This is a genomic window from Kerstersia gyiorum, assembly GCF_004216755.1.
Classification (GTDB): Bacteria; Pseudomonadota; Gammaproteobacteria; order Burkholderiales; family Burkholderiaceae_B; genus Kerstersia; species Kerstersia gyiorum.
In genome coordinates this window covers 450249-470247 of sequence record NZ_SGWZ01000001.1, presented here as the reverse complement: position 1 = coordinate 470247, position 19999 = coordinate 450249, and the positions used below count along the sequence as shown (strand labels likewise).

Genomic DNA, 19999 nt, shown 5'->3' with positions numbered 1-19999 from the left:
CTTATTCTCCTTCAGCCGCCGAAGCAGCATCAGACTTGCGCGGACCGCGGCCACGACCGGCGCCACCAGGACGACGGTTGTCCGGACGGTCGCCACGAGGACGACGCGGGCGGCGCTCTTCATCACGCGGCGCAACAGCCACTTCGGGCGGCAGTTCGCCATTGGGCAGACGGTCGCCCTTGTAAACCCAGACCTTGATACCAATGATGCCATAGGTGGTTTGGGCTTCGGACGTGCCGTAGTCGATGTTGGCGCGCAGCGTGTGCAGCGGCACACGGCCTTCGCGATACCACTCGGTACGAGCGATTTCGATGCCGTTCAGACGGCCCGAGCTCATGATCTTGATGCCTTGCGCACCCAGGCGCATGGCATTTTGCATCGCGCGCTTCATGGCGCGACGGAACATGATGCGCTTTTCGAGCTGCTGGGCGATCGAATCGGCGATCAGCTGGGCATCGGTTTCCGGCTTGCGGATTTCCTCGATGTTGACGTGCACGGGCACGCCCATCAGACGCTGCAGATCGCTCTTCAGGCTTTCGATATCCTCGCCGCGCTTGCCGATCACCACGCCCGGACGAGCCGAGTAAACGGTGATGCGGGCATTCTTGGCAGGACGCTCGATGACCACGCGGCCAACGGACGCGCTCTTGAGCTTCTTCTTCAGATACTCGCGGACGCGGATATCTTCAGCCAGCATCGTGCGATACGACGAATCACCGGCGAACCAGCGGGAAGTCCAGTCACGCGAGACTGCCAGGCGGAACCCAGTAGGGTGAATTTTCTGACCCATCTTGACTCCTTAGGCGCCGACCTTAACCACAATGTGGCAGGTCTGCTTCTCGATACGGTTACCGCGGCCTTTAGCGCGTGCGGAAAAACGCTTCAGCGACTGACCCTTGTCGACGTAGATCGTGGTGACCTTCAGTTCGTCGATGTCGGCGCCGTCGTTGTGTTCAGCGTTGGCGATAGCCGAGTCGACAGCCTTCTTCAGGATGACGGCGGCCTTCTTGGGCGAGAACGTGAGGATGGTCAGTGCCTGCGCCACAGACTTGCCACGGATCTGGTCAGCGACCAGACGGACTTTCTGAGCGGAGATACGAACCCCACGGACATTGGCGGTAGTTTCCATCGCTTACCTCTTGGCCTTCTTGTCCGCAGCGTGGCCCTTGAACGTACGGGTCAGTGCGAACTCGCCCAACTTGTGGCCAACCATGTTCTCGTTGATATAAACGGGAACGTGCTGACGACCGTTGTGCACAGCAATCGTCAAGCCGATGAACTCCGGCAGGACGGTGGAACGGCGCGACCAGGTTTTGATCGGCCTCTTGTCGTTGCCCGCGATTGCCTTTTCGACCTTGGAAACCAGGTGCGAATCGACAAACGGGCCTTTCTTGACGGAACGGGACATGATGTTCGCCTCTTACTTGCGCTTGCGCCGTTGGACGATCATGTTGTTCGTCCGCTTGTTGCGACGGGTCTTGAAACCCTTCGCCGGAGTACCCCAGGGGCTGACAGGCTCGCGTGCTTCGCCAGTACGACCTTCACCACCACCGTGCGGGTGGTCGATCGGGTTCATGGCAACACCGCGGACCGTCGGACGGATACCGCGCCAACGCACGGCACCGGCCTTGCCGATCTGGCGCAGGCTGTGTTCTTCGTTACCGACTTCACCTATGGTGGCGCGGCACTCGATGTGCACGCGACGCACTTCACCGGAGCGCAGACGCACTTGGGCGTAGACGCCTTCGCGGGCCAGCAGAACGGCGGATGCGCCAGCCGAACGGGCCATCTGAGCACCCTTGCCCGGCAGCAGCTCGATACCATGAATGGTCGAACCCACCGGAATGTTGCGGATCGGCAGCGTGTTGCCAACGCGGATCGGGGCATCAACACCAGAGAACACCGTTGCGCCGACTTCCAGGCCACGGGGAGCAATGATGTAACGACGTTCGCCGTCTGCGTACACCAGCAGAGCGATGTGCGCGGTACGGTTGGGGTCGTATTCCAGACGCTCGACGCGTGCCGGGATACCATCCTTGTTGCGACGGAAGTCGATAACGCGATAGTGCTGCTTGTGGCCACCGCCACGATGACGGATCGTGATGTGGCCATTGTTGTTGCGGCCCGAACCGCGGCTCTTCTTTTCGAGCAGCGGTGCGTAGGGCGCACCCTTGTGCAGCTTGTCGTTGACGACCTTGATCAGGCCACGACGACCGGCAGAAGTCGGCTTGACTTTAACGAGGGCCATTTAGTTCACCTCCGCAAAGTCGATCTGCTGACCCGGCTTGAGCGAGACGTATGCCTTGCGCTCATTGCGGCGGCGGCCATTGAAACGACCGAAGCGTTTGACTTTGCCCTTGCGATTGAGGACCTGCACGGACTCGACCTGCACCTTGAAGAGCAGTTCGACGGCAGCCTTGATTTCCGGCTTGGTCGCGTCAGCAACCACACGGAAGGCGATTTGTTCGTTCTTTTCGGCGATGAACGTGGCCTTTTCGGTCACGATGGGCGCCAGAATGACTTGCAGCAAACGTTCCGTGCTCATCCCAGCATCTCCTCGAATTGCGCGACCGCCGCCTTGGTGATCAGCAGATTCTTGTAGTGAATCAGCGACAGCGGGTCAATGTAGCGCGGCTCGATCACAGCAACGTGCGGCAGATTGCGCGTCGCCAGGTAGGTGTTCTCATCAACGGAATCCGTGACGATCAGCACCGACTCGAGACCCAGGGTCTTCAGGCGTTCGACAGCCTGCTTGGTCTTGGGCGTTTCCAGCGCGAAATCTTCGACGACGGCCACACGGCCTTCGCGAGCCAGCTGAGAGAGGATCGAACGGATACCCGCGCGATACATCTTCTTGTTGATCTTCTGGCTGAAGTTTTCGTCGGGCGAGTTCGGGAATGCACGACCACCCCCACGCCACAGCGGCGAGGACGTCATACCGGCGCGGGCACGGCCCGTACCTTTCTGGCGCCATGGCTTCTTGGTGGAGTGCTTGACTTCGTCACGACCCTTCTGGGCACGGTTGCCGCTGCGGGCATTGGCCTGGAAGGCAACGACGATCTGGTGCACCAGGGCTTCGTTGAAGTCACGGCCAAACACAGCGTCCGGGACGCTGACGGTCGACTCGGACTTGCCTTGTTCGTTCAGGAGCTTGATTTCCATGGCTTAGGCACCCTTCTTCAGCGGCGTCTTGACGGCAGGACGCACAATGATGTTAGCGCCAGCGTGACCGGGAACGGCGCCCTTGACGAGCAACAGACCGCGCTCGGCGTCGACGCGCACGATGTCCAGGTTCTGAACAGTGCGGGTCACGTCGCCCATATGGCCAGACATCTTCTTGCCCGGGAAAATCCGGCCCGGATCCTGCGCCTGGCCGATGGAGCCGGGCACGCGGTGCGAGCGGGAGTTACCGTGCGAAGCACGCTGAGAGCCGAAGTTGTGGCGCTTGATGGTACCTGCAAAGCCCTTACCGATGCTGGTGCCAGTGACGTCGACCTTTTGGCCGGCTTCGAACACGCTTTCAACAGCAACGACGGCGCCAGGAGCGAACTCGGCGGCGCGGGCGGGGTCAAGACGGAACTCCTTGAGGGAGCTACCGGCTTCGATGCCTGCCTTGGCAAAGTGGCCGGTTTCAGGCTTGGTCACGCGGGAAGCGCGGCGTTCGCCATAGGCCAGTTGCACAGCTGCATAGCCGTCGGTTTCGACGGACTTGACCTGGGCGACGCGATTGTTCGACACGTCCAGCACGGTCACGGGGATGGACACGCCATCATCCGTGAAAATGCGGGTCATGCCGACCTTGCGCCCCACCAGCCCAAGCCGGAACGCGGCAGGCGTGGGTGTCGGATTCGACATTGTTTTCTCCGGGGTTGTAACCCTAATCCCGACTACGATTGGTCGGGGCTGCGTTAATGCACACAACAGCTGCACCAGGAAACCTCTGTTTCCATGGCACCCCGCCTGACGCGAAAAAAACGCGGCATGCGGACTGTTTGCGCGCACATGAATAATGCCCCAGTTAGGGCAAGTCTCCGATTCTAGCATGATGCGCAGAAAATGCGCAATCGTTGGCGTACTCGCAACACCTTTGTCAAGCCCTGGCTGCCCACCTCAGGGAAACCGCCAGGAAACCTATTCCTGGCCTTGCGCGGCGAAGCTTTCCGCCAGAAAATCGAGCAGCGCCCGCACGGCCGGCAATTGCCCCCGGCGCGAGGCAAACACCGCATGCATGATCTCGCAAGGCGGCTCCCACCCCGGCAGCACATTGACCAATTCGCCGCGCGCCAACTGGCTGCTGATCATCATGTGCGGCAGGCGCACCACCCCGACTCCCTGCAATGCCGCGTCTCGCAGCACGTTCAGTCCGCGAGTGACCAGACGCGGCTGGTGGCGCACGACAACTTCTTCATTGTCGGGCCCCAGCAGGTGCCAGGTAAAGTCGCCACGCTGCAACCCATGCCCCATGCTGGGCATGTTGCGCAGGTCGTCCGGCTTACGCGGCCGGCCTTCCCGGGCCAGCAAGGCCGGGCTGGCCACCAGGCACTGGCGCCGGCGGCCCAGGATGCGCATCACCAGCTCGCTATCTTCCAGGGGAGGCGGCCGCACGCGGATGGCGATGTCCATGCCTTCGCCGACGACATCGACCCGCCGGTTGGTTTCTTCCAGATGAATGTTCACCAGCGCGTGGCGGGCCATGAAATTCGCCACCATCTGACCGACGCTGGCATCCAGCAGCGCCACCGGGCAGGTCATGCGTATCATGCCGCGCGGTTCGGAGTGTGCCAACGCCACGGCTTCATCGGCTGCGTCAGCCTCTACCAGCATGGCCTTGCAGTGAGCGTAGTACACCTGCCCGACATCCGTCACCGAGAAACGCCGCGTGGAGCGTTGAATTAGACGTACGCCCAGCCGCTCTTCCAGCACCGCGACATGCCGGCTGAGCTTGGACTTGGGCACACCCAGCACCCGGCCGGCCGGCGCGAAGCCGCCATGCTCGACCACCTCCACGTAGTAATACAGGTCGTTCAGATCACGCCGCATGCCATACGCTCCTGGGATGCCGGGAACCCCGTTCGCAGCCACCGCTGCCTTTTTCCTGCGCTGGCACCACCCCGCTGCCGGCGACACACGCATCCAGCGACTATGATAGCGGAATCCTTTCACCTGCCAAGGCAGCCCTCCCTCTAAAATACGCGCATTCCGCCGCCTGCCACGATCCGCCCGCCATGCTGCTGCACATTCTCTACCTGATCGCCATCGTCGCCGAAGGCATTACCGCCGCCCTGGCCGCCGGCCGCCGCAACATGGACTGGGTGGGCGTTTTCCTGCTGGGTTGCATCACCGCACTGGGCGGCGGTTCGGCACGCGATGTCGTGCTGGGCCACTACCCGCTCACCTGGGTCAAGCACCCCCACTACCTGCTGATCACCGGCGGCGCGGCACTGCTCACCATTGCGGTTGCACGCTTCATGCACCGTCTGCACAAGCTCTTCCTGTTCCTGGATGCCATCGGCCTGGTGGTATTCACCGTGATCGGCTGCAATATCGCCATGGAGATGGAATTGCCCGTCATCATCGTGATTGCCTCCGGCATGATCACCGGCTGCGTGGGCGGCGTCCTGCGGGACATTCTGTGCAATGACATTCCGCTGCTGTTCCGCAGCGAACTGTATGCCACCGTTTCCATCTTTACCGGCTGCCTCTACGTGGGCGGCCTGGCGCTCGAACTGAACCACAACCTGGTCATGGGTACCGCAATGATTGCCGGCCTGGCGCTGCGCCTGCTGGCCCTGCGCTTTGACTGGAGTATGCCCAAGTTCATCTACAACCGGGGCGACCAGCAATAACGCCTGCGTTGCGCCCATCGCTGCGCAACGCCTGCCGCCAGCACAATGACGCCGGCCCGGTCTGCCCGCCCATCTACCTACCGGAGCCGCCATGTCCATCGCACCTTCCGCCAGCGCGCTGCACCGCCCCATCGGCATTTTTGACGCCGGTATTGGCAGCTATGCCATTGTCGAGCTGGTACAGCGCCACTACCCCAGACAGGACATTATCTATTTCGCCGATCGCGCCAGCTTCCCCTACGGCAGCCGCACGCCCGGCGAACTGGCCGCCTCGGTCGGTGCAGCAATAGAGCGCCTGGCCGGCCTGGGCGCCCAGGCCGTGGTGCTGGCATCCAACGCGCCGTCAGTGATGGTGCTCGACACCATCCGTGCCGCCATGCCGGTGCCGGTGCTCGGGATCTATCCGCCCATCGCCGACGCCCTGGCGCAATCGCGCTCGGGCCACATCGCCGTACTGGGCGTGCAGTCCCTGATCGGCAGCCCGGAAATTCGTACGTACATTTCCCGCGAGGCCCAGTCCGTCCTCCAGGCCAGCGCGGCGCCTGCCAGCCCGCCTGCCACAGCCACAGCCACGGGATCGGCCGCACCTGCAGGCCGTCCTGCAGACAGCATCGGCCCGGTGACCCTGGTCAATGCCTCATCCCTGGTGGCCCATGTCGAGGACGGCCGCTTTCTGTCGGCTCCCGAGGCAACCCAGCTTGCCGTCACGGACTTCATGCGGCAACTGCGCCAGGATCTGCCCCTGCTCGATACCTGCACACTGTCTTCCACCCACCTGCCATGGCTGCGCCACTATTTCGAAGCCGCCGCACCGGACATGCTGTTCCTCGACCCGGCACAGGCATTGCTGCCCCTGCTGCAGCCCCATGTCTCCACCGGCAGCGGCAAGGTGCTGTGCCTGGCCAGTGCAACCCCCGCATATCCGCTCGACGGACTCAGGCAGATGCTGCGCCTGCTGGGCGTCGATATCGAGCCGTTTGCGGTCTGAATCCCGACAGCCCTGCTTTGCCCGCAACGCCCTGCGTGGGCGAAAAAAAAGACACTCCGTAGAGTGTCTTCGTGCCTGCATCAGGGCTGCCAGGCTGCTCCGGGGAACCCCCTGCGCCCTGCAAGCGCGCGATAAGGCTTAGACAGCGATATCGACGTCCACACCAGCCGGCAAGTCCAGGCGCATCAGCGCATCAACCGTCTTGTCGGTGGGATCCACGATATCCATCAGGCGTTGGTGCGTGCGGATTTCGAACTGATCACGCGACGTCTTGTTGACGTGCGGCGAACGCAGCACATCATAGCGACGGATACGGGTGGGCAGGGGAACCGGACCACGGACCACAGCACCAGTGCGCTTGGCAGTTTCGACGATTTCAGCGGCCGATTGGTCGATGAGCTTGTAGTCGAACGCTTTCAGACGGATGCGGATTTTCTGGTTTTTCATTGGAATTCCTAAAGAACGCGGTTTGGACGCGGGAGCCAACAGGCCCCCGCAACAAGCAGCAATGCTTACTTGATGATGCTGGCAACGACGCCGGCGCCGACGGTACGACCGCCTTCACGGATGGCGAAACGCAGACCTTCTTCCATGGCGATGGGGGCCAGCAGCTTCACAACGATGGAGACGTTGTCGCCCGGCAGAACCATTTCCTTGTCAGCCGGCAGGTCGATCGTGCCCGTCACGTCCGTGGTACGGAAGTAGAACTGGGGACGATAGCCGTTGAAGAACGGGGTGTGGCGGCCGCCTTCTTCCTTCGACAGGATGTACACCTCGGCGGTGAATTCCGTGTGCGGCTTGATCGAACCGGGCTTGGCCAGCACTTGGCCGCGCTCGACTTCTTCACGCTTGGTGCCGCGCAGCAGGATACCGACGTTGTCGCCAGCCTGACCTTGGTCCAGCAGCTTGCGGAACATTTCCACGCCCGTGCAAGTCGTCTTCACGGTGTCGCGGATACCGACGATTTCGATTTCTTCGCCGACCTTGATGATGCCGCGCTCAACGCGACCCGTCACCACCGTGCCACGGCCCGAGATCGAGAACACGTCTTCCACAGGCATCAGGAACGTGCCGTCCACGGCGCGCTCAGGCGTCGGGATGTACGAATCCAGCGCTTCGGCCAGACGCAGAATGGCCGGCTCGCCCATTTCCGATTGGTCGCCTTCCAGCGCCAGCTTGGCCGAACCCTTGATGATCGGGGTATCGTCGCCCGGGAAGTCGTACTTGGACAGCAGCTCGCGCACTTCCATTTCGACCAGTTCCAGCAGCTCGGCGTCATCAACCATGTCGGCCTTGTTCAGGAACACGATGATGTACGGCACGCCAACCTGACGGCTCAGCAGAATGTGCTCGCGCGTTTGCGGCATGGGACCGTCAGCCGACGACACCACCAGGATCGCGCCGTCCATCTGCGCTGCACCCGTGATCATGTTCTTCACATAGTCCGCGTGGCCCGGGCAGTCAACGTGCGCATAGTGGCGCGACTTCGTCTCGTATTCCACGTGCGAGGTGTTGATCGTGATACCACGAGCCTTTTCTTCCGGCGCGTTGTCGATCTGGTCGTAGCCCTTGGCTTCGCCGCCAAATTGCTTGGACAGCACCGTGGCGATTGCCGCCGTCAGCGTCGTCTTGCCGTGGTCAACGTGACCGATCGTGCCGACGTTCACGTGCGGCTTGGTGCGTTCAAACTTACCTTTTGCCATGATTCATCCCTTTATCAATGCAAGGAAAACTTGTTGACGGCCATCCCCTGGCAGGGATGGCCGATGTCTTTTGATTACTTCGAACGAGCGGCGATGATTTCTTCGGACACGTTCTTCGGAGCTTCGGCGTAATGCTTGAACTCCATGGTGTACGTCGCACGACCTTGCGTCAGCGAACGCAGGTTCGTGGCGTAGCCAAACATTTCGGCCAGGGGGACTTCGGCCTTGATGACCTTGCCACCGCCAACCATGTCGTCCATGCCTTGCACCATGCCGCGACGCGAGGACAGATCGCCCATCACGGTACCGGCGTAGTCTTCCGGCGTTTCGACTTCGACGGCCATCATCGGCTCGAGCAGCACAGGGCTGGCCTTGCGCATACCTTCCTTGAAGGCCATCGAACCGGCCATCTTGAACGCGTTTTCGTTCGAGTCCACATCGTGGTACGAACCGAAGAACAGCGTTACCTTGACGTCCACCACCGGGTAACCGGCCAACACGCCCGCGGGCAGCGTTTCCTGAATACCCTTGTCGACTGCCGGGATGTACTCGCGCGGCACCACACCACCCTTGATGGCGTCCACGAATTCGTAGCCACCACCCGGTTCCAGCGGTTCCAGCTTGAGCACAACGTGACCGTACTGACCACGACCGCCCGACTGCTTGACGAACTTGCCTTCCACTTCGTCGCAGGTCTTGCGGATGGTTTCGCGGTAGGCCACTTGCGGCTTGCCGACGTTGGCTTCCACGCCGAATTCACGCTTCATGCGGTCGACGAGAATTTCCAGGTGCAGCTCGCCCATACCGGAAATGATGGTCTGGCCGGATTCTTCGTCGGTACGCACGCGGAACGACGGATCTTCAGCGGCCAGGCGCGACAGCGCCAGGCCCATCTTTTCCTGGTCAGACTTGGTCTTGGGTTCGACAGCCTGCGAAATCACGGGCTCGGGGAACTCCATGCGCTCCAGAACGATGTGGTCGTCGACGTCGCACAGCGTTTCGCCGGTCGTCACATCCTTCAGGCCAACCACGGCGGCGATATCGCCGGCCACGACTTCCTTGAGCTCTTCACGGTTGTTGGCGTGCATCTGCAGGATGCGGCCAACACGTTCCTTCTTGCCCTTGACCGAGTTGAACACGGTATCGCCGGAGTGCAGCACGCCGGAATACACGCGAACGAAGGTCAGCTGGCCCACGAACGGATCGGTCATCAGCTTGAATGCCAGAACGGCCAGCTTTTCGCTGTCGTCGGCCTTGCGGCTGACCGGCTCGCCTTCGTCATTCTCGCCCTGGACGGGCGGGATGTCGACCGGCGACGGCAGGAACTCGATCACGGCGTCCAGCATGCGCTGCACACCCTTGTTCTTGAACGCGGTGCCGCACAGCATCGGCTGGATTTCGCAAGCAATGGTGCGATCACGCAAAGCCTTGACGATTTCCTCTTCGGACAATTGCTCGCCCTCGAGGTACTTGTTCATCAGGTCTTCGGACGATTCGGCCGCAGCTTCGACCATCTTTTCGCGCCATTCCTCGGCTTGAGCTTGCAGCTCAGCCGGGATGTCCTGGTACTCGAACTTCACGCCATGGCTGGCTTCGTCCCAGATGATCGCCTTCATCTTGATCAGGTCGATCACGCCCTTGAACGTATCCTCGGCACCGATCGGCAAAACGATGGGCACGGGATTGGCTTTCAGGCGGTTACGCAGCTGATCGTAGACCTTGAAGAAGTTCGCACCGGTACGGTCCATCTTGTTCACGAACGCAAGACGGGGCACCTTGTACTTGTTGGCCTGACGCCACACGGTTTCGGACTGGGGCTGAACGCCGCCCACCGAGCAGTAAACCATGCAAGCGCCGTCGAGCACACGCATGGAACGTTCGACTTCAATGGTGAAGTCCACGTGTCCCGGGGTGTCGATGACGTTGATGCGGTGCTCGGGGAACTGGCCGGCCATGCCCTTCCAGAAAGCGGTGGTGGCGGCAGACGTAATGGTGATGCCGCGCTCCTGCTCCTGCTCCATCCAGTCCATGGTGGCTGCGCCATCATGCACTTCGCCAATCTTGTGATTGACGCCGGTGTAGAACAGAATGCGTTCGCTAGTGGTGGTCTTCCCTGCGTCGATGTGGGCAGAGATACCGATGTTGCGGTAACGCGCGATCGGGGTTTTGCGGGCCATGAGAGTGTCCTTAATTTACCAGCTGGATTACCAACGGAAGTGGCTGAATGCCTTGTTGGCTTCGGCCATCTTGTGGGTATCTTCGCGTTTCTTCATTGCAGCGCCACGACCTTCAGCGGCATCCAGCAGTTCGCCGGCCAGACGCAGGTCCATGGACTTCTCGCCACGCTTCTTGGCGGCTTCACGCATCCAGCGCATGGCCAGGGCCAGGCGGCGCACAGGGCGGACTTCCACGGGCACCTGGTAGTTGGCGCCACCGACACGGCGGCTCTTCACTTCAACCAGGGGCTTGACGTTGTTGATCGCAGTATTGAAGACCTCGATCGGCTCTTTGCCGGTCTTGGCCTGGATTTGCTCGAGCGCGCCGTAGACGATACGCTCGGCAACCGCCTTCTTGCCCGAGAGCATGACGACGTTCATGAATTTCGCGAGTTCGACGCTGCCGAACTTGGGATCCGGCAGGATCTCGCGCTTAGGTACTTCGCGACGACGGGGCATTATTGCTTCCTTGTGTCTGTTCAGTTGAACCGCGCATTCTTTGCACGGCCACGGCCGCCCATCCGGGACGACCCCTTAATGCCGCCACGCAGTTCATTCTGCGCAACGGTTGCACGCTTTATCACCAGGGGTGAAAGTCAGACGAATTATTTCGCCTTCTTGGCACGCTTGGCACCGTACTTGGAGCGTGCCTGCTTGCGATCCTTCACGCCTTGCAGGTCGAGCGCGCCGCGCACGATGTGGTAACGCACACCAGGCAAGTCCTTCACACGACCGCCGCGCACGAGCACGACCGAGTGTTCCTGGAGGTTGTGGCCTTCGCCACCGATGTACGAAATGACTTCGAAGCCGTTGGTCAGGCGAACCTTGGCGACCTTACGCAGAGCGGAGTTAGGCTTCTTGGGGGTGGTGGTGTACACGCGGGTGCACACGCCACGACGCTGGGGGCAGTTCTCGAGCGCGGGGCTCTTGCTGGACTCCCGGCTGACTTCGCGCGGCTTGCGCACGAGCTGGCTGATAGTTGGCATTAGCTTGAATATCCCTTAAATCGTCGCTACCGGCATTGAGCAGGGTCTACGGCACAATGCCCGGAGCATTCAGTACCCGATCTGGGGATATCCGTTCCGGCGCGCGCATGATGCGTGTGCCAGTGGTTGATCCCGTTCACGGGCGGTCCATACAAAAACCGCACGTAACGGCAAACCAGGCTGGCCGGCCGGAAAGAGCAGTTCTTGCTAGCGCAACAGGCTTCCGTGCAATTCTGGCGCACAAATGTGACAGATTCATGCAGGACGCAGTACGCTAAGCTTTACAGTTTAGCCCAGTGGTTTGGAAATGGTCAAATACTATACAAACCACCTGCTCGGCAAGCTTATTCGACAAAATCGCCGTCCACGTACAGCCAGACCCCGTCCAGACGCTCGAAACGGCTGACTTCATGCAGACGGTGCGCGCGGCCCTGGAGTCGACTGCGCGCCACGAACTCAACAACTGCGCGGGTTTCGCCCTGTTGCTCATGGCGTTTGACCTGCAGGCCCAACCATTTAAGGCCTGCCGGCTCAGGCTCCAGGTGCGCAGGCCGGGTATCCGGATGCCAGGTATCCAGCAGATATTGGCGCTCATCCAGCACGAAAGCACTGTAGCGTGAACGCATCAGTTCCTCAGCCGTCGCGGCCCCGAGCCGCTGCGCCCCATGATGCCAGCGGCCGCAGCACTGGCGATATGCCACCGCGCTGCCACACGGGCAGGCTGCAGCGCCGGCATCCTTGCCCTGGCCCTTCATTGTCCTTGCTCCAGGCGGCCGGAGGCAGCATCGGTCTGCACCGCTGCAGCAGGATGGCTCACCCACACCAGCAACGGCACCAGCACCAGCGCGAAGATCAACGCGATCAACAGCCACTTGCGCAGCAAGGCTGCACGGGAACGGCGCGGCGCGACAGCCGCATCAGGAGAAGAAGTCCGGTCTGGCATGAATGAAATGGGGGTTCGGGTCCAGGAATAGGCCGCGCAGGCTACCGGCCGTACGCCTGCACGGCCCGGATCGCATGCGGCCTGAGGCTGAGGGCCACGTCAGGGCAATGGCAGCACGGCCTGGGCCGGCAGCAGGGGCATGACGATCATCAGCAGCAGTGTAATGGTAAAGAACGAGGCCAGCGTAGCCACCATCACTGCCGCCGCTGCGAATTCCTCCTGCTGATAGCGCTGCGCCAGCACCGCCACGATGGCGGCCGTCGGCATGGCTGCATACATCACGGCCGCCACGGCCAGCTCCCGGCTCAGCACCGGGAATAGCAGCACCAACAGTGTCATCAGCGCCGGATGCAACAGCAACTTGGCCCCCGCCGCCGCAACCACCGCACGGATATGGTGGCCCAGCCTCAGGCCGAACAGGCTGCCGCCCACGGCGAACAAGGCCAGCGGGCTGGCCACCTGAGACAGCATCTGCACCATGCGTTCAGGCACGGCAGGCAGGCGCCAGCCAGTAAGATTGCACAGCAGGCCGAGCGCCAGCCCCCAGAGCAAGGGGTTGGTCAGCAAGGACATCAGCGACCGTCGCAGTGCCGCACCTGCCCCGCCCTCGCCACCACTGTCGGCATAGGCCAGCGCGCCCGGCATGATGAGGATGTTTTCAACGATAAAGCACATGGCCAGCGCCACGCCTGCCGTCGGCCCCAGCACCTGGTACAACACGGGAAAACCGATAAAAGCCGAATTGGATGCGCCCACAGTCATGCCCAGCACGCCGCCCTGCGCCACGCTGGCGCCCTTGATCCTGCGGGAATAGCCGACGACACAGGCCATGGTCAGCAGGCCACCTGCGGCGTAGATCAGGACATAGTTCCAGTCTATCCCTGCGTTGGCGTGGCGCTGCGTGAGCGCGGTGAACAAGAGCGCCGGCATACCGAACATCAGGACGAAACGCCCCAGAACGCGGCTGTCGGACTTCTGCATGACACCGAACCTGACTGCCGCATAGCCGACGGCAACCAGCAGATAGATCGGCCCGGTAATGGTGAGGATGTGCAACATATCGAAAATGGAAGTCCGCCTGCCCGTTCTGCCCGGCCCCATGCCAGGCAACCTGGCGCCCACGCGTAACCATGGCCGCCACGGAATCTGCCGTATTCTACTCAGTCCAACGCCACTATCCCCGCTTCCAGGCGCACCGCGGCCCGATCCGCCCCACACCCCCGCCCCTATGCCTATTGGCATCAATGCCTGGCCTGCCTGGCGGCAAAAAATTGACAAGCCTGGTGCGTTGCCGCCATTCGGCGCGTCATAATCATGACGCAACAGCGCAGCATCCTGACGTTCCGATTCCCCTACTGATGCAGGAGTTTCCCATGGCAGGTTATTTCATCCTGAAACGCAGCGGCGACCAGTTCCTTTTCGTGCTCAAGGCGGGCAATCACGAAACCATCCTGACCAGCGAGCGCTACACCACCAAGCGCGCCGCCCACAACGGCATGGAGTCCGTGAAGAAAAATGCGCCCGATGATGGGCGCTACCGCCGGCTTGTGGCCAAAAACGACGCCCCCTACTTCACGCTGGCGGCGGCCAATGGCGAAGTCATCGGCCAAAGCCAGCTCTACAACAGTACGGCGGCGCGCGACAACGGCATCGAATCCGTGAAAAAACACGCCCCCACCGCCGACATCCGCGACGAAACGGATTCCCTGCAAACCTGAACCCAGTGCAGTACCAGGTTCAGGACGCGGCTGCCTGACGGCGGCCGCGATCCATATCCAGGGGCTTCAGGCAGGCCAGCCCGACCACGAACAGCAATGCAGTGGCCAGAATGGCCAGGCGCTGGTTGCCGCCACTGGCCCAGACGATCAGCCCGTACATCATCGGGCCGATGATGCTTGCCAGCCGTACCGCCAGCGTCCACAGACCAAAAAACTCCGCCATGCGCGCCGGCGGCGCCAGCAGCGCAGCCATCGCCCTGCCGGCCGACTGGCTGCTGCCCATGCTCAGCCCGGCCAGCGTGGCTGCCACCCAGAACAGCGGCTTGCCAGTGGCAGCGGCAGCCAGCACGCAGGTCAGCACCCAGCCGCACAGCGTCACCGCCAGGGCCCGCTTGTGCCCCATCCAGTCCTGCGCGTGACCAAAGACCACCGCCCCCAGCGCGGCCGCCAGATTCAAGGCAAAAATCATGATCATGGTTTCCTGCGGCTGAAAACCGATGGCCTGCTCGGCATAGATCGCCGCCAGGGTAATGGCAACGGCAACACCTCCTTGGTAGGCCACGGTGGCCGCCAGCAGCCAGCGGAAATCGCAGTACTCGCGCACGGCCTGCCAGCTGTGGCGCACGCCTGTCAGAAAACCGGGTGCGGCCCCCGACGGGCTGACGCTCGCCTGCGTCCCGGCCCTGCCCGTGGGCCGTTCGCGCAGCAGCAGGAATGTCCCCAGCGACGCCGCCCCGAACATGGCCGCCGTAATCAGCATGGTCACGGGCACGAAATGCGCTGCCGGCAAATCCTGTGACTGCGCCCACAACACATAGGCCAGGCACAGGCCCAGCGTCAGCATGCCGCCCAGATAGCCCAGTGCCCAGCCCCAGCCACTGACTCGCCCCATGGCCTCGGGCCGGGCCAGCTCCGGCAGGAACGCCGCCACCAGCGATTCCCCATAGCAATAGGCAATATTGGAACCCGCCACCAACAGCATCGCCAGCAAAACGCCCTGCCAGCCACTTGCCCCCGGCGTCCAGGCCAATGCCGCCGTGAACCCCACGCAGGCCAGCGTACTCACGGCCAGCATGCGCTTTTTCGTACCGTGCCGGTCGGCCCTGGCCCCCAGGCGCGGGGCCGTCACCATGACCCAGGCCGCCGACAGGCTGAGCGCGGACGTCCAGGCCAGCGTCGCCCAGGCGGCGCCTCCAGCAATGCCGCTGACGAAGTACGCCGCATAGACCGCCGTCAGTACGACGGTTGTATAGCCCGAATTGGCAAAGTCATAGAGCGCCCAGCCCAGCACCTCGCGCCGGCGGACACCAGGTTGCAAGACATCACTTGCGAATCCATTCATGGAACACAACCTTTTGGCAGGCACGGCGTGCCCGGATAACGGAACCGGGAGCCGCCGCCACGCGGCCCAGGCCCCAAGAACGCCGGCGCCGCCGGCCAACACATGCCCTGCGGCGCAGGATACGCTGCGAACCTTACCCGCACATGCCTCAGTGCGCCAGCCCCGCGCTGCCTGCCACTACAATGCCCCCCAATTATCCCGTTTCATCATTGCGCACTATGGAAACCGTCCTCGTCACTATCACCGGCAAAGTCCAGGGTGTCTATTACCGCCACTCCACCGTCCGTGAAGCCCATCACCTCAAGCTGCGCGGCTGGGTGCAGAACATGCCGGACGGCAGCGTGCAGGCCTTGCTGCAGGGAGAGGCCGACCAGATCGACCGCATGCTGGCCTGGATGCGACGCGGGCCGCCAGCGGCCGTCGTCGCCGACGTGCAGCACGAAACCCTGGCCAGCGAAAAGCGCTATGAAGGCTTCCAGCAACTCTGAGCCCTCCGCCTACGCCGAAGGCTTCCCGCCCATCGCCGCCCCCGGTGCACGCATCCTCGTCCTCGGTTCCATGCCCGGGCAACAGTCGCTGCGGGCCCAGGCCTATTATGCGCACCCGCGCAACGCATTCTGGCCCATCATGGGGCAGTTGCTAGGCTTTGCACCAGATGCCCCTTACGCCCAGCGTGCCGCCATGCTGCAACAGCATGGCATCGCACTCTGGGATGTCCTGCAAAGCTGTGTGCGCCCCGGCAGCCTGGACGCCGATATCGACCGGCGCAGCCTGGTATGCAACAACTTCCCTGCATTCCTGGCAACCTACCCGGACATCACCCGCATCTGCTGCAATGGCGCAGCAGCGCATGAGCTGTTCCGCCGCCACGCCCTGCCGGCCCTCGGCCCGGAACACCCATACGAACTGCTGCGCCTGCCTTCCACCAGCCCAGCCCATGCCGGCATGACACAGGCAGCAAAATTGGACGCCTGGCGCGCTGCCCTGGCCTGATCGCAGACCGGCCATACACCGGCTGCACACCGGCCTGCCCCGGGCACACCATTAAAACGATCTGATTCCCATTTCTAAAAAGGGTATGCTTGCACGGCAAGGCCTTATTCCGGCCCCACCGGCCCCGGGCCGCCCGCCCTATTCCGGCGCGCCGCGCCCGCCGCCGCAGGCACTTTCATCATTTCATCCATCCTCCAACCTTGGAAAGCCCCATGACATTCCAATCCAGCAAGAAGCCGTCCCCTGCATTCGCCCCCCGTACTGCCAGCCTGCTGGCCGCCGCCGCCCTGAGCCTGGGCGCCCTGGCCCCCACACTGGCAACCGCCGATACCCCCGCCACTGCCGTTGCCGCCCCCGCCGTGGTGAAGCAGGTCGTGCGCAAGGCGGTTGCGCCCGCCCTCTATGAAGTGGTCTACAGCCCGCGCCAGAACGCCGTTTTCGTCGCGTCGGCCGGCGGCTTCGGCCCGGATGCGCCCGCCAGCCAGATCCTGCGCGTGGACCCGGACACCATGGAAGTCGTGGCCACCATTCCGGTCAAGGACCGGGCTTTCGGCCTGGCGCTGGACGACGCCAACGACACGCTTTACACCGGCAACACCCTGGATGGCTCCATCAACGCCATCGACATCCGCAACAACACCCTGCGCGGCACGCTGCAACTGATCGAACGCGCTCCCAAGGGCGAACGCGCCCCGCTGCACTTGCGTGAACTGCTGGTCGACGCCGACAAGCACCGCCTCTACCTGCCTGCGCTGGGCACCGAAGACAGTACGCTGTTTGTCGTCGACACGCGTGACTTCAAGCTTATCAAGGCAGTTCCCGGCCTGGGCCGTGTTTCCACCGGCGTGGCGCTCGATAGCGGCCGCGAGCGCCTGTACGTGGTGAACTTCGAAGGCAAGCTCGTCACCATCGACACCAATGCGCTGGAAATCGCCAACATTCAGCAAACCACCGTCGAACAGCCCACCAACCTGGCCTATGACGCCGCGGCACGCCGCCTGTACGTAACCGACCAGGGCCAGGAACGCATCACCGAGATGCAGAAAAAATATGCCCCCGGCTTCGAATCGCGCCATCCTGGCGGCCGCGTGGCCGTGGTGAACCCGGACACGGCTGAAGTGGTGGGTGATGCCGACGTCGGCAAGGGCGCACTGGGCATCGTCATCGACGGCCAGAACGCCTACAGCGCCAATCGCATCGCCGGCACCGTCACCGTGGTACGCCGCGCCGATAACGCCATCGTCAGCAGCTATGCCCTGCCTGCGCATCCCAACAGCCTGGCGCTCGACAGCCAGGGCAAGCGCCTGTTCGTGACGGTCAAGAACGGCCAGGACGCCCCCAAGGGTGCTGCCGAGAATCTCGCACGCATCCAGTTGCAGTAAAGCACGCTGCCCCGGCGCGCCGCCTGGCCGCCGGGGCATCCTTTTCCCACGGATTCCGCCGATAATCATCGCTTGCCGCGGTACCTGTTCCCGGCTGCCCTCAGGAATCCGCCCATGACACACCCCACCAAGGAAAACGTCGCGCCCTTGCTGACGGAACAACGCCTGGCCAGCGTGCCGCTGTTCTCGACCCTGCGCATCTACCGGCGCGAATGGCTCAAGGCCGACGCCATGGCCGGGTTGTCCGTCGCGGCCATCCAGATTCCGACGGCCATCGCCTATGCCAACCTGGCGGGCCTGCCGCCACTGGCCGGGCTATATGCCGCCATCCTGCCGCTGGTTGCCTATGCGCTGCTGGGCTCGTCGCGGCAACTGATCGTCGGGCCGGATTCGGCGACCTGCGCCATGATCGCCGCCGCGCTGGCGCCGCTGGCAGTAGCCGGCACCCAGCACTACAACGACATGTCGATGCTGCTGGCCATCATGGTTGGCCTGCTGTCCATCCTGGGTGGCATCATGCGCCTGGGGTTCATCGCCGATTTTCTTTCACGCCCCATCCTGCTTGGCTTCATGAATGGCGTGGCGCTCTCCATCATCGTCGGGCAACTGGGCAAATTGAGCGGTATATCGCTGGATGCCCGCGATCCCTTTCTGGTGATCCTGGAACTGAGCGGCCGCCTGGCGGATGCACACTGGCCCACGCTCACGCTGGGCCTGCTGGCGCTGGCACTGCTCGTCGCCTTTTCCTGGCGCCTGCCACGCCTGCCTGGCCCCCTGCTGATTATCGTGCTGCTCAGCACCGCCACCTGGCTGTTCGGGCTGGATCGTGCCGGCATCCAGGTCGTCGGCGCCGTGGAGGGCGGCCTGCCGACGCTGTCACTGCCCAGCGTCGGCCTGCGCGACGCCCAGGCCATGTTCGGCGAAGCCGTCGCCATCGCCCTGGTCAGCTTTTGCTCAGCCATGCTGCCGGCGCGCAGCTTCGCCGCGAAGAACCGCTACCGTGTCTACCCCAACCAGGACTTGATCGCGCTCGGCACAGCCAACGTCACATCAGGCCTGAGCGGCGGCTTCGTGATCAGCGGCGCCGACTCGCGCACTGCAATCAACGACATGGTCGGCGGCAAAACGTCCATGGTGAACCTTGCCACGGCCATTTTCACGGCCCTGGCCGTCGTGCTGCTGGACGGCGGCCTGGCCTGGATTCCGACGGCAGCCCTGGGCGCGGTGCTGATCATCGCCGCCCTGAAAATGGTGGACATCGCTGCCGTGCGCGCCCTGGCCAAGGTCAGCCCCTTCGAACTGCGCGTCTCGCTGCTGGCCACGCTGGGCGTGCTGACCCTGGGCGTGCTGCCCGGCATCATCCTGGCGGTGCTGCTGTCCCTGGTCAAGCAGCTGCGCCTGGTCGCGCGCCCGCGTGATGCTGTCCTGGGCGAAGTGCCCAACGGCAGCCGCCTGTTCAACGTGGCGCACTATCCGGCGGCCAGCTCTCCCATGGGCGTGCTGGTCTACCGGTTCGACGCATCTTTGCTGTTCTTCAACAGCGACTACTTCCGCGAACGCCTGCGCGTGCTGATCAGCCACAGCGCCCAGCCCCTCAGTGCCGTCGTGCTGGACGCCCAACCCATCGCGACGCTGGACATCACCGGCACTCTGATGCTGGAAGAAGTGCATGCGGAACTGGCCGACCAGGGCATCGTCTTCTGCATTGCCGGCGCCCACGGCCAGTTCCGCGAATTGCTGGAACGCAGTGGGCTGGCGGAAAAAATCGGCGCCAGGCACCTGTTTGCCACATCGCTGGAAGCGGTGAACAGCCTGCGCGCGGAATTCAATGCACGGGCGCAGGCATCGCCCGCACCGGACAGTCTCTGAAACCAATACGGGA

The 19999-nt window shown here is 62.9% G+C and carries 24 protein-coding genes; 7 read left to right on the top strand and 17 right to left on the bottom strand.

Features of this window, described 5'->3' with window-relative positions; genetic code table 11:
- Nucleotide 1 precedes the first annotated feature (1 nt).
- From rpsC to EV679_RS02065, 8 genes are all read right to left on the bottom strand, one after another.
- Nucleotides 2–790 carry a 30S ribosomal protein S3 gene (rpsC, locus tag EV679_RS02100; RefSeq protein WP_068375323.1) on the bottom strand — a complete coding sequence of 263 codons (789 nt, stop codon included), beginning with the start codon at nucleotides 788–790 and terminating at the stop codon, nucleotides 2–4.
- Between the two features lie 9 nt (nucleotides 791–799).
- Nucleotides 800–1129 (bottom strand): 50S ribosomal protein L22, encoded by a 330-nt coding sequence (rplV, locus tag EV679_RS02095; protein WP_068375321.1) that lies wholly within the window; start codon nucleotides 1127–1129, stop codon nucleotides 800–802.
- A gap of 3 nt (nucleotides 1130–1132) precedes the next feature.
- Nucleotides 1133–1408 carry a 30S ribosomal protein S19 gene (gene rpsS, locus EV679_RS02090; protein WP_068375319.1) on the bottom strand — a complete coding sequence of 92 codons (276 nt, stop codon included), beginning with the start codon at nucleotides 1406–1408 and terminating at the stop codon, nucleotides 1133–1135.
- A gap of 12 nt (nucleotides 1409–1420) precedes the next feature.
- A complete protein-coding gene (rplB, locus tag EV679_RS02085; protein WP_068375316.1) occupies nucleotides 1421–2248 on the bottom strand; it encodes a 50S ribosomal protein L2 in 828 nt (275 codons plus the stop codon).
- A complete protein-coding gene (gene rplW, locus EV679_RS02080; protein ID WP_068375313.1) occupies nucleotides 2249–2545 on the bottom strand; it encodes a 50S ribosomal protein L23 in 297 nt (98 codons plus the stop codon).
- Nucleotides 2542–3162, bottom strand: a complete 621-nt coding sequence (gene rplD, locus EV679_RS02075) for a 50S ribosomal protein L4 (protein ID WP_068375310.1) — start codon at nucleotides 3160–3162, stop codon at nucleotides 2542–2544. Before rplD ends, rplW begins: the two co-directional genes overlap by 4 nt.
- Nucleotides 3163–3165: 3 nt before the next feature.
- Complete coding sequence (gene rplC, locus EV679_RS02070; protein ID WP_068375308.1) at nucleotides 3166–3855, bottom strand: 50S ribosomal protein L3; 690 nt, start codon at nucleotides 3853–3855, stop codon at nucleotides 3166–3168.
- 276 nt (nucleotides 3856–4131) lie between these two features.
- The gene (locus EV679_RS02065; RefSeq protein WP_068375305.1) at nucleotides 4132–5040 is read right to left on the bottom strand and encodes a LysR family transcriptional regulator; all 909 of its coding nucleotides are present in this window, start codon (nucleotides 5038–5040) and stop codon (nucleotides 4132–4134) included.
- A gap of 185 nt (nucleotides 5041–5225) precedes the next feature.
- Here EV679_RS02065 and EV679_RS02060 point away from each other — a divergent pair, with 185 nt between their 5' ends.
- Both EV679_RS02060 and EV679_RS02055 read left to right on the top strand, forming a co-directional pair.
- Entirely contained in the window at nucleotides 5226–5846 is a 621-nt protein-coding gene (locus EV679_RS02060) for a trimeric intracellular cation channel family protein (protein WP_068375302.1), read from the top strand.
- Nucleotides 5847–5937: 91 nt separating this feature from the next.
- On the top strand, nucleotides 5938–6834 hold the full coding sequence (locus EV679_RS02055) for a glutamate racemase (protein ID WP_130486420.1): 897 nt from the start codon (nucleotides 5938–5940) through the stop codon (nucleotides 6832–6834).
- Nucleotides 6835–6972: 138 nt separating this feature from the next.
- Here EV679_RS02055 and rpsJ read toward each other — a convergent pair whose 3' ends face one another.
- The 8 genes from rpsJ to EV679_RS02015 all read right to left on the bottom strand — a co-directional run bounded on the left by rpsJ (nucleotide 6973) and on the right by EV679_RS02015 (nucleotide 13741).
- Nucleotides 6973–7281 carry a 30S ribosomal protein S10 gene (rpsJ, locus tag EV679_RS02050; protein ID WP_068375295.1) on the bottom strand — a complete coding sequence of 103 codons (309 nt, stop codon included), beginning with the start codon at nucleotides 7279–7281 and terminating at the stop codon, nucleotides 6973–6975.
- A 65-nt stretch (nucleotides 7282–7346) separates the two neighbouring features.
- Entirely contained in the window at nucleotides 7347–8537 is a 1191-nt protein-coding gene (gene tuf, locus EV679_RS02045; RefSeq protein WP_068375540.1) for an elongation factor Tu, read from the bottom strand.
- Between the two features lie 74 nt (nucleotides 8538–8611).
- Nucleotides 8612–10714: an elongation factor G gene (gene fusA / locus EV679_RS02040; protein WP_068373039.1), complete on the bottom strand. Its 2103-nt coding sequence runs from the start codon at nucleotides 10712–10714 to the stop codon at nucleotides 8612–8614.
- Between the two features lie 27 nt (nucleotides 10715–10741).
- A complete protein-coding gene (gene rpsG, locus EV679_RS02035) occupies nucleotides 10742–11212 on the bottom strand; it encodes a 30S ribosomal protein S7 (RefSeq protein ID WP_068373042.1) in 471 nt (156 codons plus the stop codon).
- 146 nt (nucleotides 11213–11358) lie between these two features.
- A complete protein-coding gene (rpsL, locus tag EV679_RS02030; protein ID WP_068373045.1) occupies nucleotides 11359–11739 on the bottom strand; it encodes a 30S ribosomal protein S12 in 381 nt (126 codons plus the stop codon).
- Nucleotides 11740–12083: 344 nt separating this feature from the next.
- Entirely contained in the window at nucleotides 12084–12494 is a 411-nt protein-coding gene (locus EV679_RS02025) for a YchJ family protein (protein WP_130486419.1), read from the bottom strand.
- Nucleotides 12491–12682: a hypothetical protein gene (locus tag EV679_RS02020; RefSeq protein WP_130486418.1), complete on the bottom strand. Its 192-nt coding sequence runs from the start codon at nucleotides 12680–12682 to the stop codon at nucleotides 12491–12493. The genes EV679_RS02025 and EV679_RS02020 overlap by 4 nt, the downstream gene beginning before the upstream one ends.
- Nucleotides 12683–12781: 99 nt before the next feature.
- The gene (locus EV679_RS02015) at nucleotides 12782–13741 is read right to left on the bottom strand and encodes an AEC family transporter (protein WP_165389934.1); all 960 of its coding nucleotides are present in this window, start codon (nucleotides 13739–13741) and stop codon (nucleotides 12782–12784) included.
- Between the two features lie 314 nt (nucleotides 13742–14055).
- Between EV679_RS02015 and EV679_RS02010 the strand changes: the two genes are divergently transcribed.
- Entirely contained in the window at nucleotides 14056–14400 is a 345-nt protein-coding gene (locus EV679_RS02010) for a YegP family protein (protein ID WP_130486417.1), read from the top strand.
- A gap of 19 nt (nucleotides 14401–14419) precedes the next feature.
- On the opposite strand, the gene EV679_RS02005 is transcribed toward EV679_RS02010, so the two are convergent.
- Nucleotides 14420–15742, bottom strand: a complete 1323-nt coding sequence (locus tag EV679_RS02005) for an MFS transporter (protein ID WP_130486416.1) — start codon at nucleotides 15740–15742, stop codon at nucleotides 14420–14422.
- A gap of 218 nt (nucleotides 15743–15960) precedes the next feature.
- Here EV679_RS02005 and EV679_RS02000 point away from each other — a divergent pair, with 218 nt between their 5' ends.
- The 4 genes from EV679_RS02000 (at nucleotide 15961) to EV679_RS01985 (ending at nucleotide 19986) form a co-directional block, all read left to right on the top strand.
- Nucleotides 15961–16230, top strand: a complete 270-nt coding sequence (locus EV679_RS02000; protein ID WP_165389933.1) for an acylphosphatase — start codon at nucleotides 15961–15963, stop codon at nucleotides 16228–16230.
- The gene (locus EV679_RS01995) at nucleotides 16208–16735 is read left to right on the top strand and encodes a DNA-deoxyinosine glycosylase (protein WP_130486415.1); all 528 of its coding nucleotides are present in this window, start codon (nucleotides 16208–16210) and stop codon (nucleotides 16733–16735) included. The genes EV679_RS02000 and EV679_RS01995 overlap by 23 nt, the downstream gene beginning before the upstream one ends.
- Before the next feature lie 212 nt (nucleotides 16736–16947).
- A complete protein-coding gene (locus EV679_RS01990) occupies nucleotides 16948–18117 on the top strand; it encodes a YncE family protein (RefSeq protein ID WP_130486414.1) in 1170 nt (389 codons plus the stop codon).
- 114 nt (nucleotides 18118–18231) lie between these two features.
- A complete protein-coding gene (locus EV679_RS01985) occupies nucleotides 18232–19986 on the top strand; it encodes a SulP family inorganic anion transporter (protein WP_130486413.1) in 1755 nt (584 codons plus the stop codon).
- Nucleotides 19987–19999: the final 13 nt, after the last annotated feature.

Bases quoted from the DNA above. Each gene is read 5' to 3' on its own strand.
- rpsC (WP_068375323.1), bottom strand. From the start codon at position 790: ATGGGTCAGAAAATTCACCCTACTGGGTTCCGCCTGGCAGTCTCGCGT.
- rplV (WP_068375321.1), bottom strand. From the start codon at position 1,129: ATGGAAACTACCGCCAATGTCCGTGGGGTTCGTATCTCCGCTCAGAAA.
- rpsS (WP_068375319.1), bottom strand. From the start codon at position 1,408: ATGTCCCGTTCCGTCAAGAAAGGCCCGTTTGTCGATTCGCACCTGGTT.
- rplB (WP_068375316.1), bottom strand. From the start codon at position 2,248: ATGGCCCTCGTTAAAGTCAAGCCGACTTCTGCCGGTCGTCGTGGCCTG.
- rplW (WP_068375313.1), bottom strand. From the start codon at position 2,545: ATGAGCACGGAACGTTTGCTGCAAGTCATTCTGGCGCCCATCGTGACC.
- rplD (WP_068375310.1), bottom strand. From the start codon at position 3,162: ATGGAAATCAAGCTCCTGAACGAACAAGGCAAGTCCGAGTCGACCGTC.
- rplC (WP_068375308.1), bottom strand. From the start codon at position 3,855: ATGTCGAATCCGACACCCACGCCTGCCGCGTTCCGGCTTGGGCTGGTG.
- EV679_RS02065 (WP_068375305.1), bottom strand. From the start codon at position 5,040: ATGCGGCGTGATCTGAACGACCTGTATTACTACGTGGAGGTGGTCGAG.
- EV679_RS02060 (WP_068375302.1), top strand. From the start codon at position 5,226: ATGCTGCTGCACATTCTCTACCTGATCGCCATCGTCGCCGAAGGCATT.
- EV679_RS02055 (WP_130486420.1), top strand. From the start codon at position 5,938: ATGTCCATCGCACCTTCCGCCAGCGCGCTGCACCGCCCCATCGGCATT.
- rpsJ (WP_068375295.1), bottom strand. From the start codon at position 7,281: ATGAAAAACCAGAAAATCCGCATCCGTCTGAAAGCGTTCGACTACAAG.
- tuf (WP_068375540.1), bottom strand. From the start codon at position 8,537: ATGGCAAAAGGTAAGTTTGAACGCACCAAGCCGCACGTGAACGTCGGC.
- fusA (WP_068373039.1), bottom strand. From the start codon at position 10,714: ATGGCCCGCAAAACCCCGATCGCGCGTTACCGCAACATCGGTATCTCT.
- rpsG (WP_068373042.1), bottom strand. From the start codon at position 11,212: ATGCCCCGTCGTCGCGAAGTACCTAAGCGCGAGATCCTGCCGGATCCC.
- rpsL (WP_068373045.1), bottom strand. From the start codon at position 11,739: ATGCCAACTATCAGCCAGCTCGTGCGCAAGCCGCGCGAAGTCAGCCGG.
- EV679_RS02025 (WP_130486419.1), bottom strand. From the start codon at position 12,494: ATGAAGGGCCAGGGCAAGGATGCCGGCGCTGCAGCCTGCCCGTGTGGC.
- EV679_RS02020 (WP_130486418.1), bottom strand. From the start codon at position 12,682: ATGCCAGACCGGACTTCTTCTCCTGATGCGGCTGTCGCGCCGCGCCGT.
- EV679_RS02015 (WP_165389934.1), bottom strand. From the start codon at position 13,741: ATGTTGCACATCCTCACCATTACCGGGCCGATCTATCTGCTGGTTGCC.
- EV679_RS02010 (WP_130486417.1), top strand. From the start codon at position 14,056: ATGGCAGGTTATTTCATCCTGAAACGCAGCGGCGACCAGTTCCTTTTC.
- EV679_RS02005 (WP_130486416.1), bottom strand. From the start codon at position 15,742: ATGAATGGATTCGCAAGTGATGTCTTGCAACCTGGTGTCCGCCGGCGC.
- EV679_RS02000 (WP_165389933.1), top strand. From the start codon at position 15,961: ATGGAAACCGTCCTCGTCACTATCACCGGCAAAGTCCAGGGTGTCTAT.
- EV679_RS01995 (WP_130486415.1), top strand. From the start codon at position 16,208: ATGAAGGCTTCCAGCAACTCTGAGCCCTCCGCCTACGCCGAAGGCTTC.
- EV679_RS01990 (WP_130486414.1), top strand. From the start codon at position 16,948: ATGACATTCCAATCCAGCAAGAAGCCGTCCCCTGCATTCGCCCCCCGT.
- EV679_RS01985 (WP_130486413.1), top strand. From the start codon at position 18,232: ATGACACACCCCACCAAGGAAAACGTCGCGCCCTTGCTGACGGAACAA.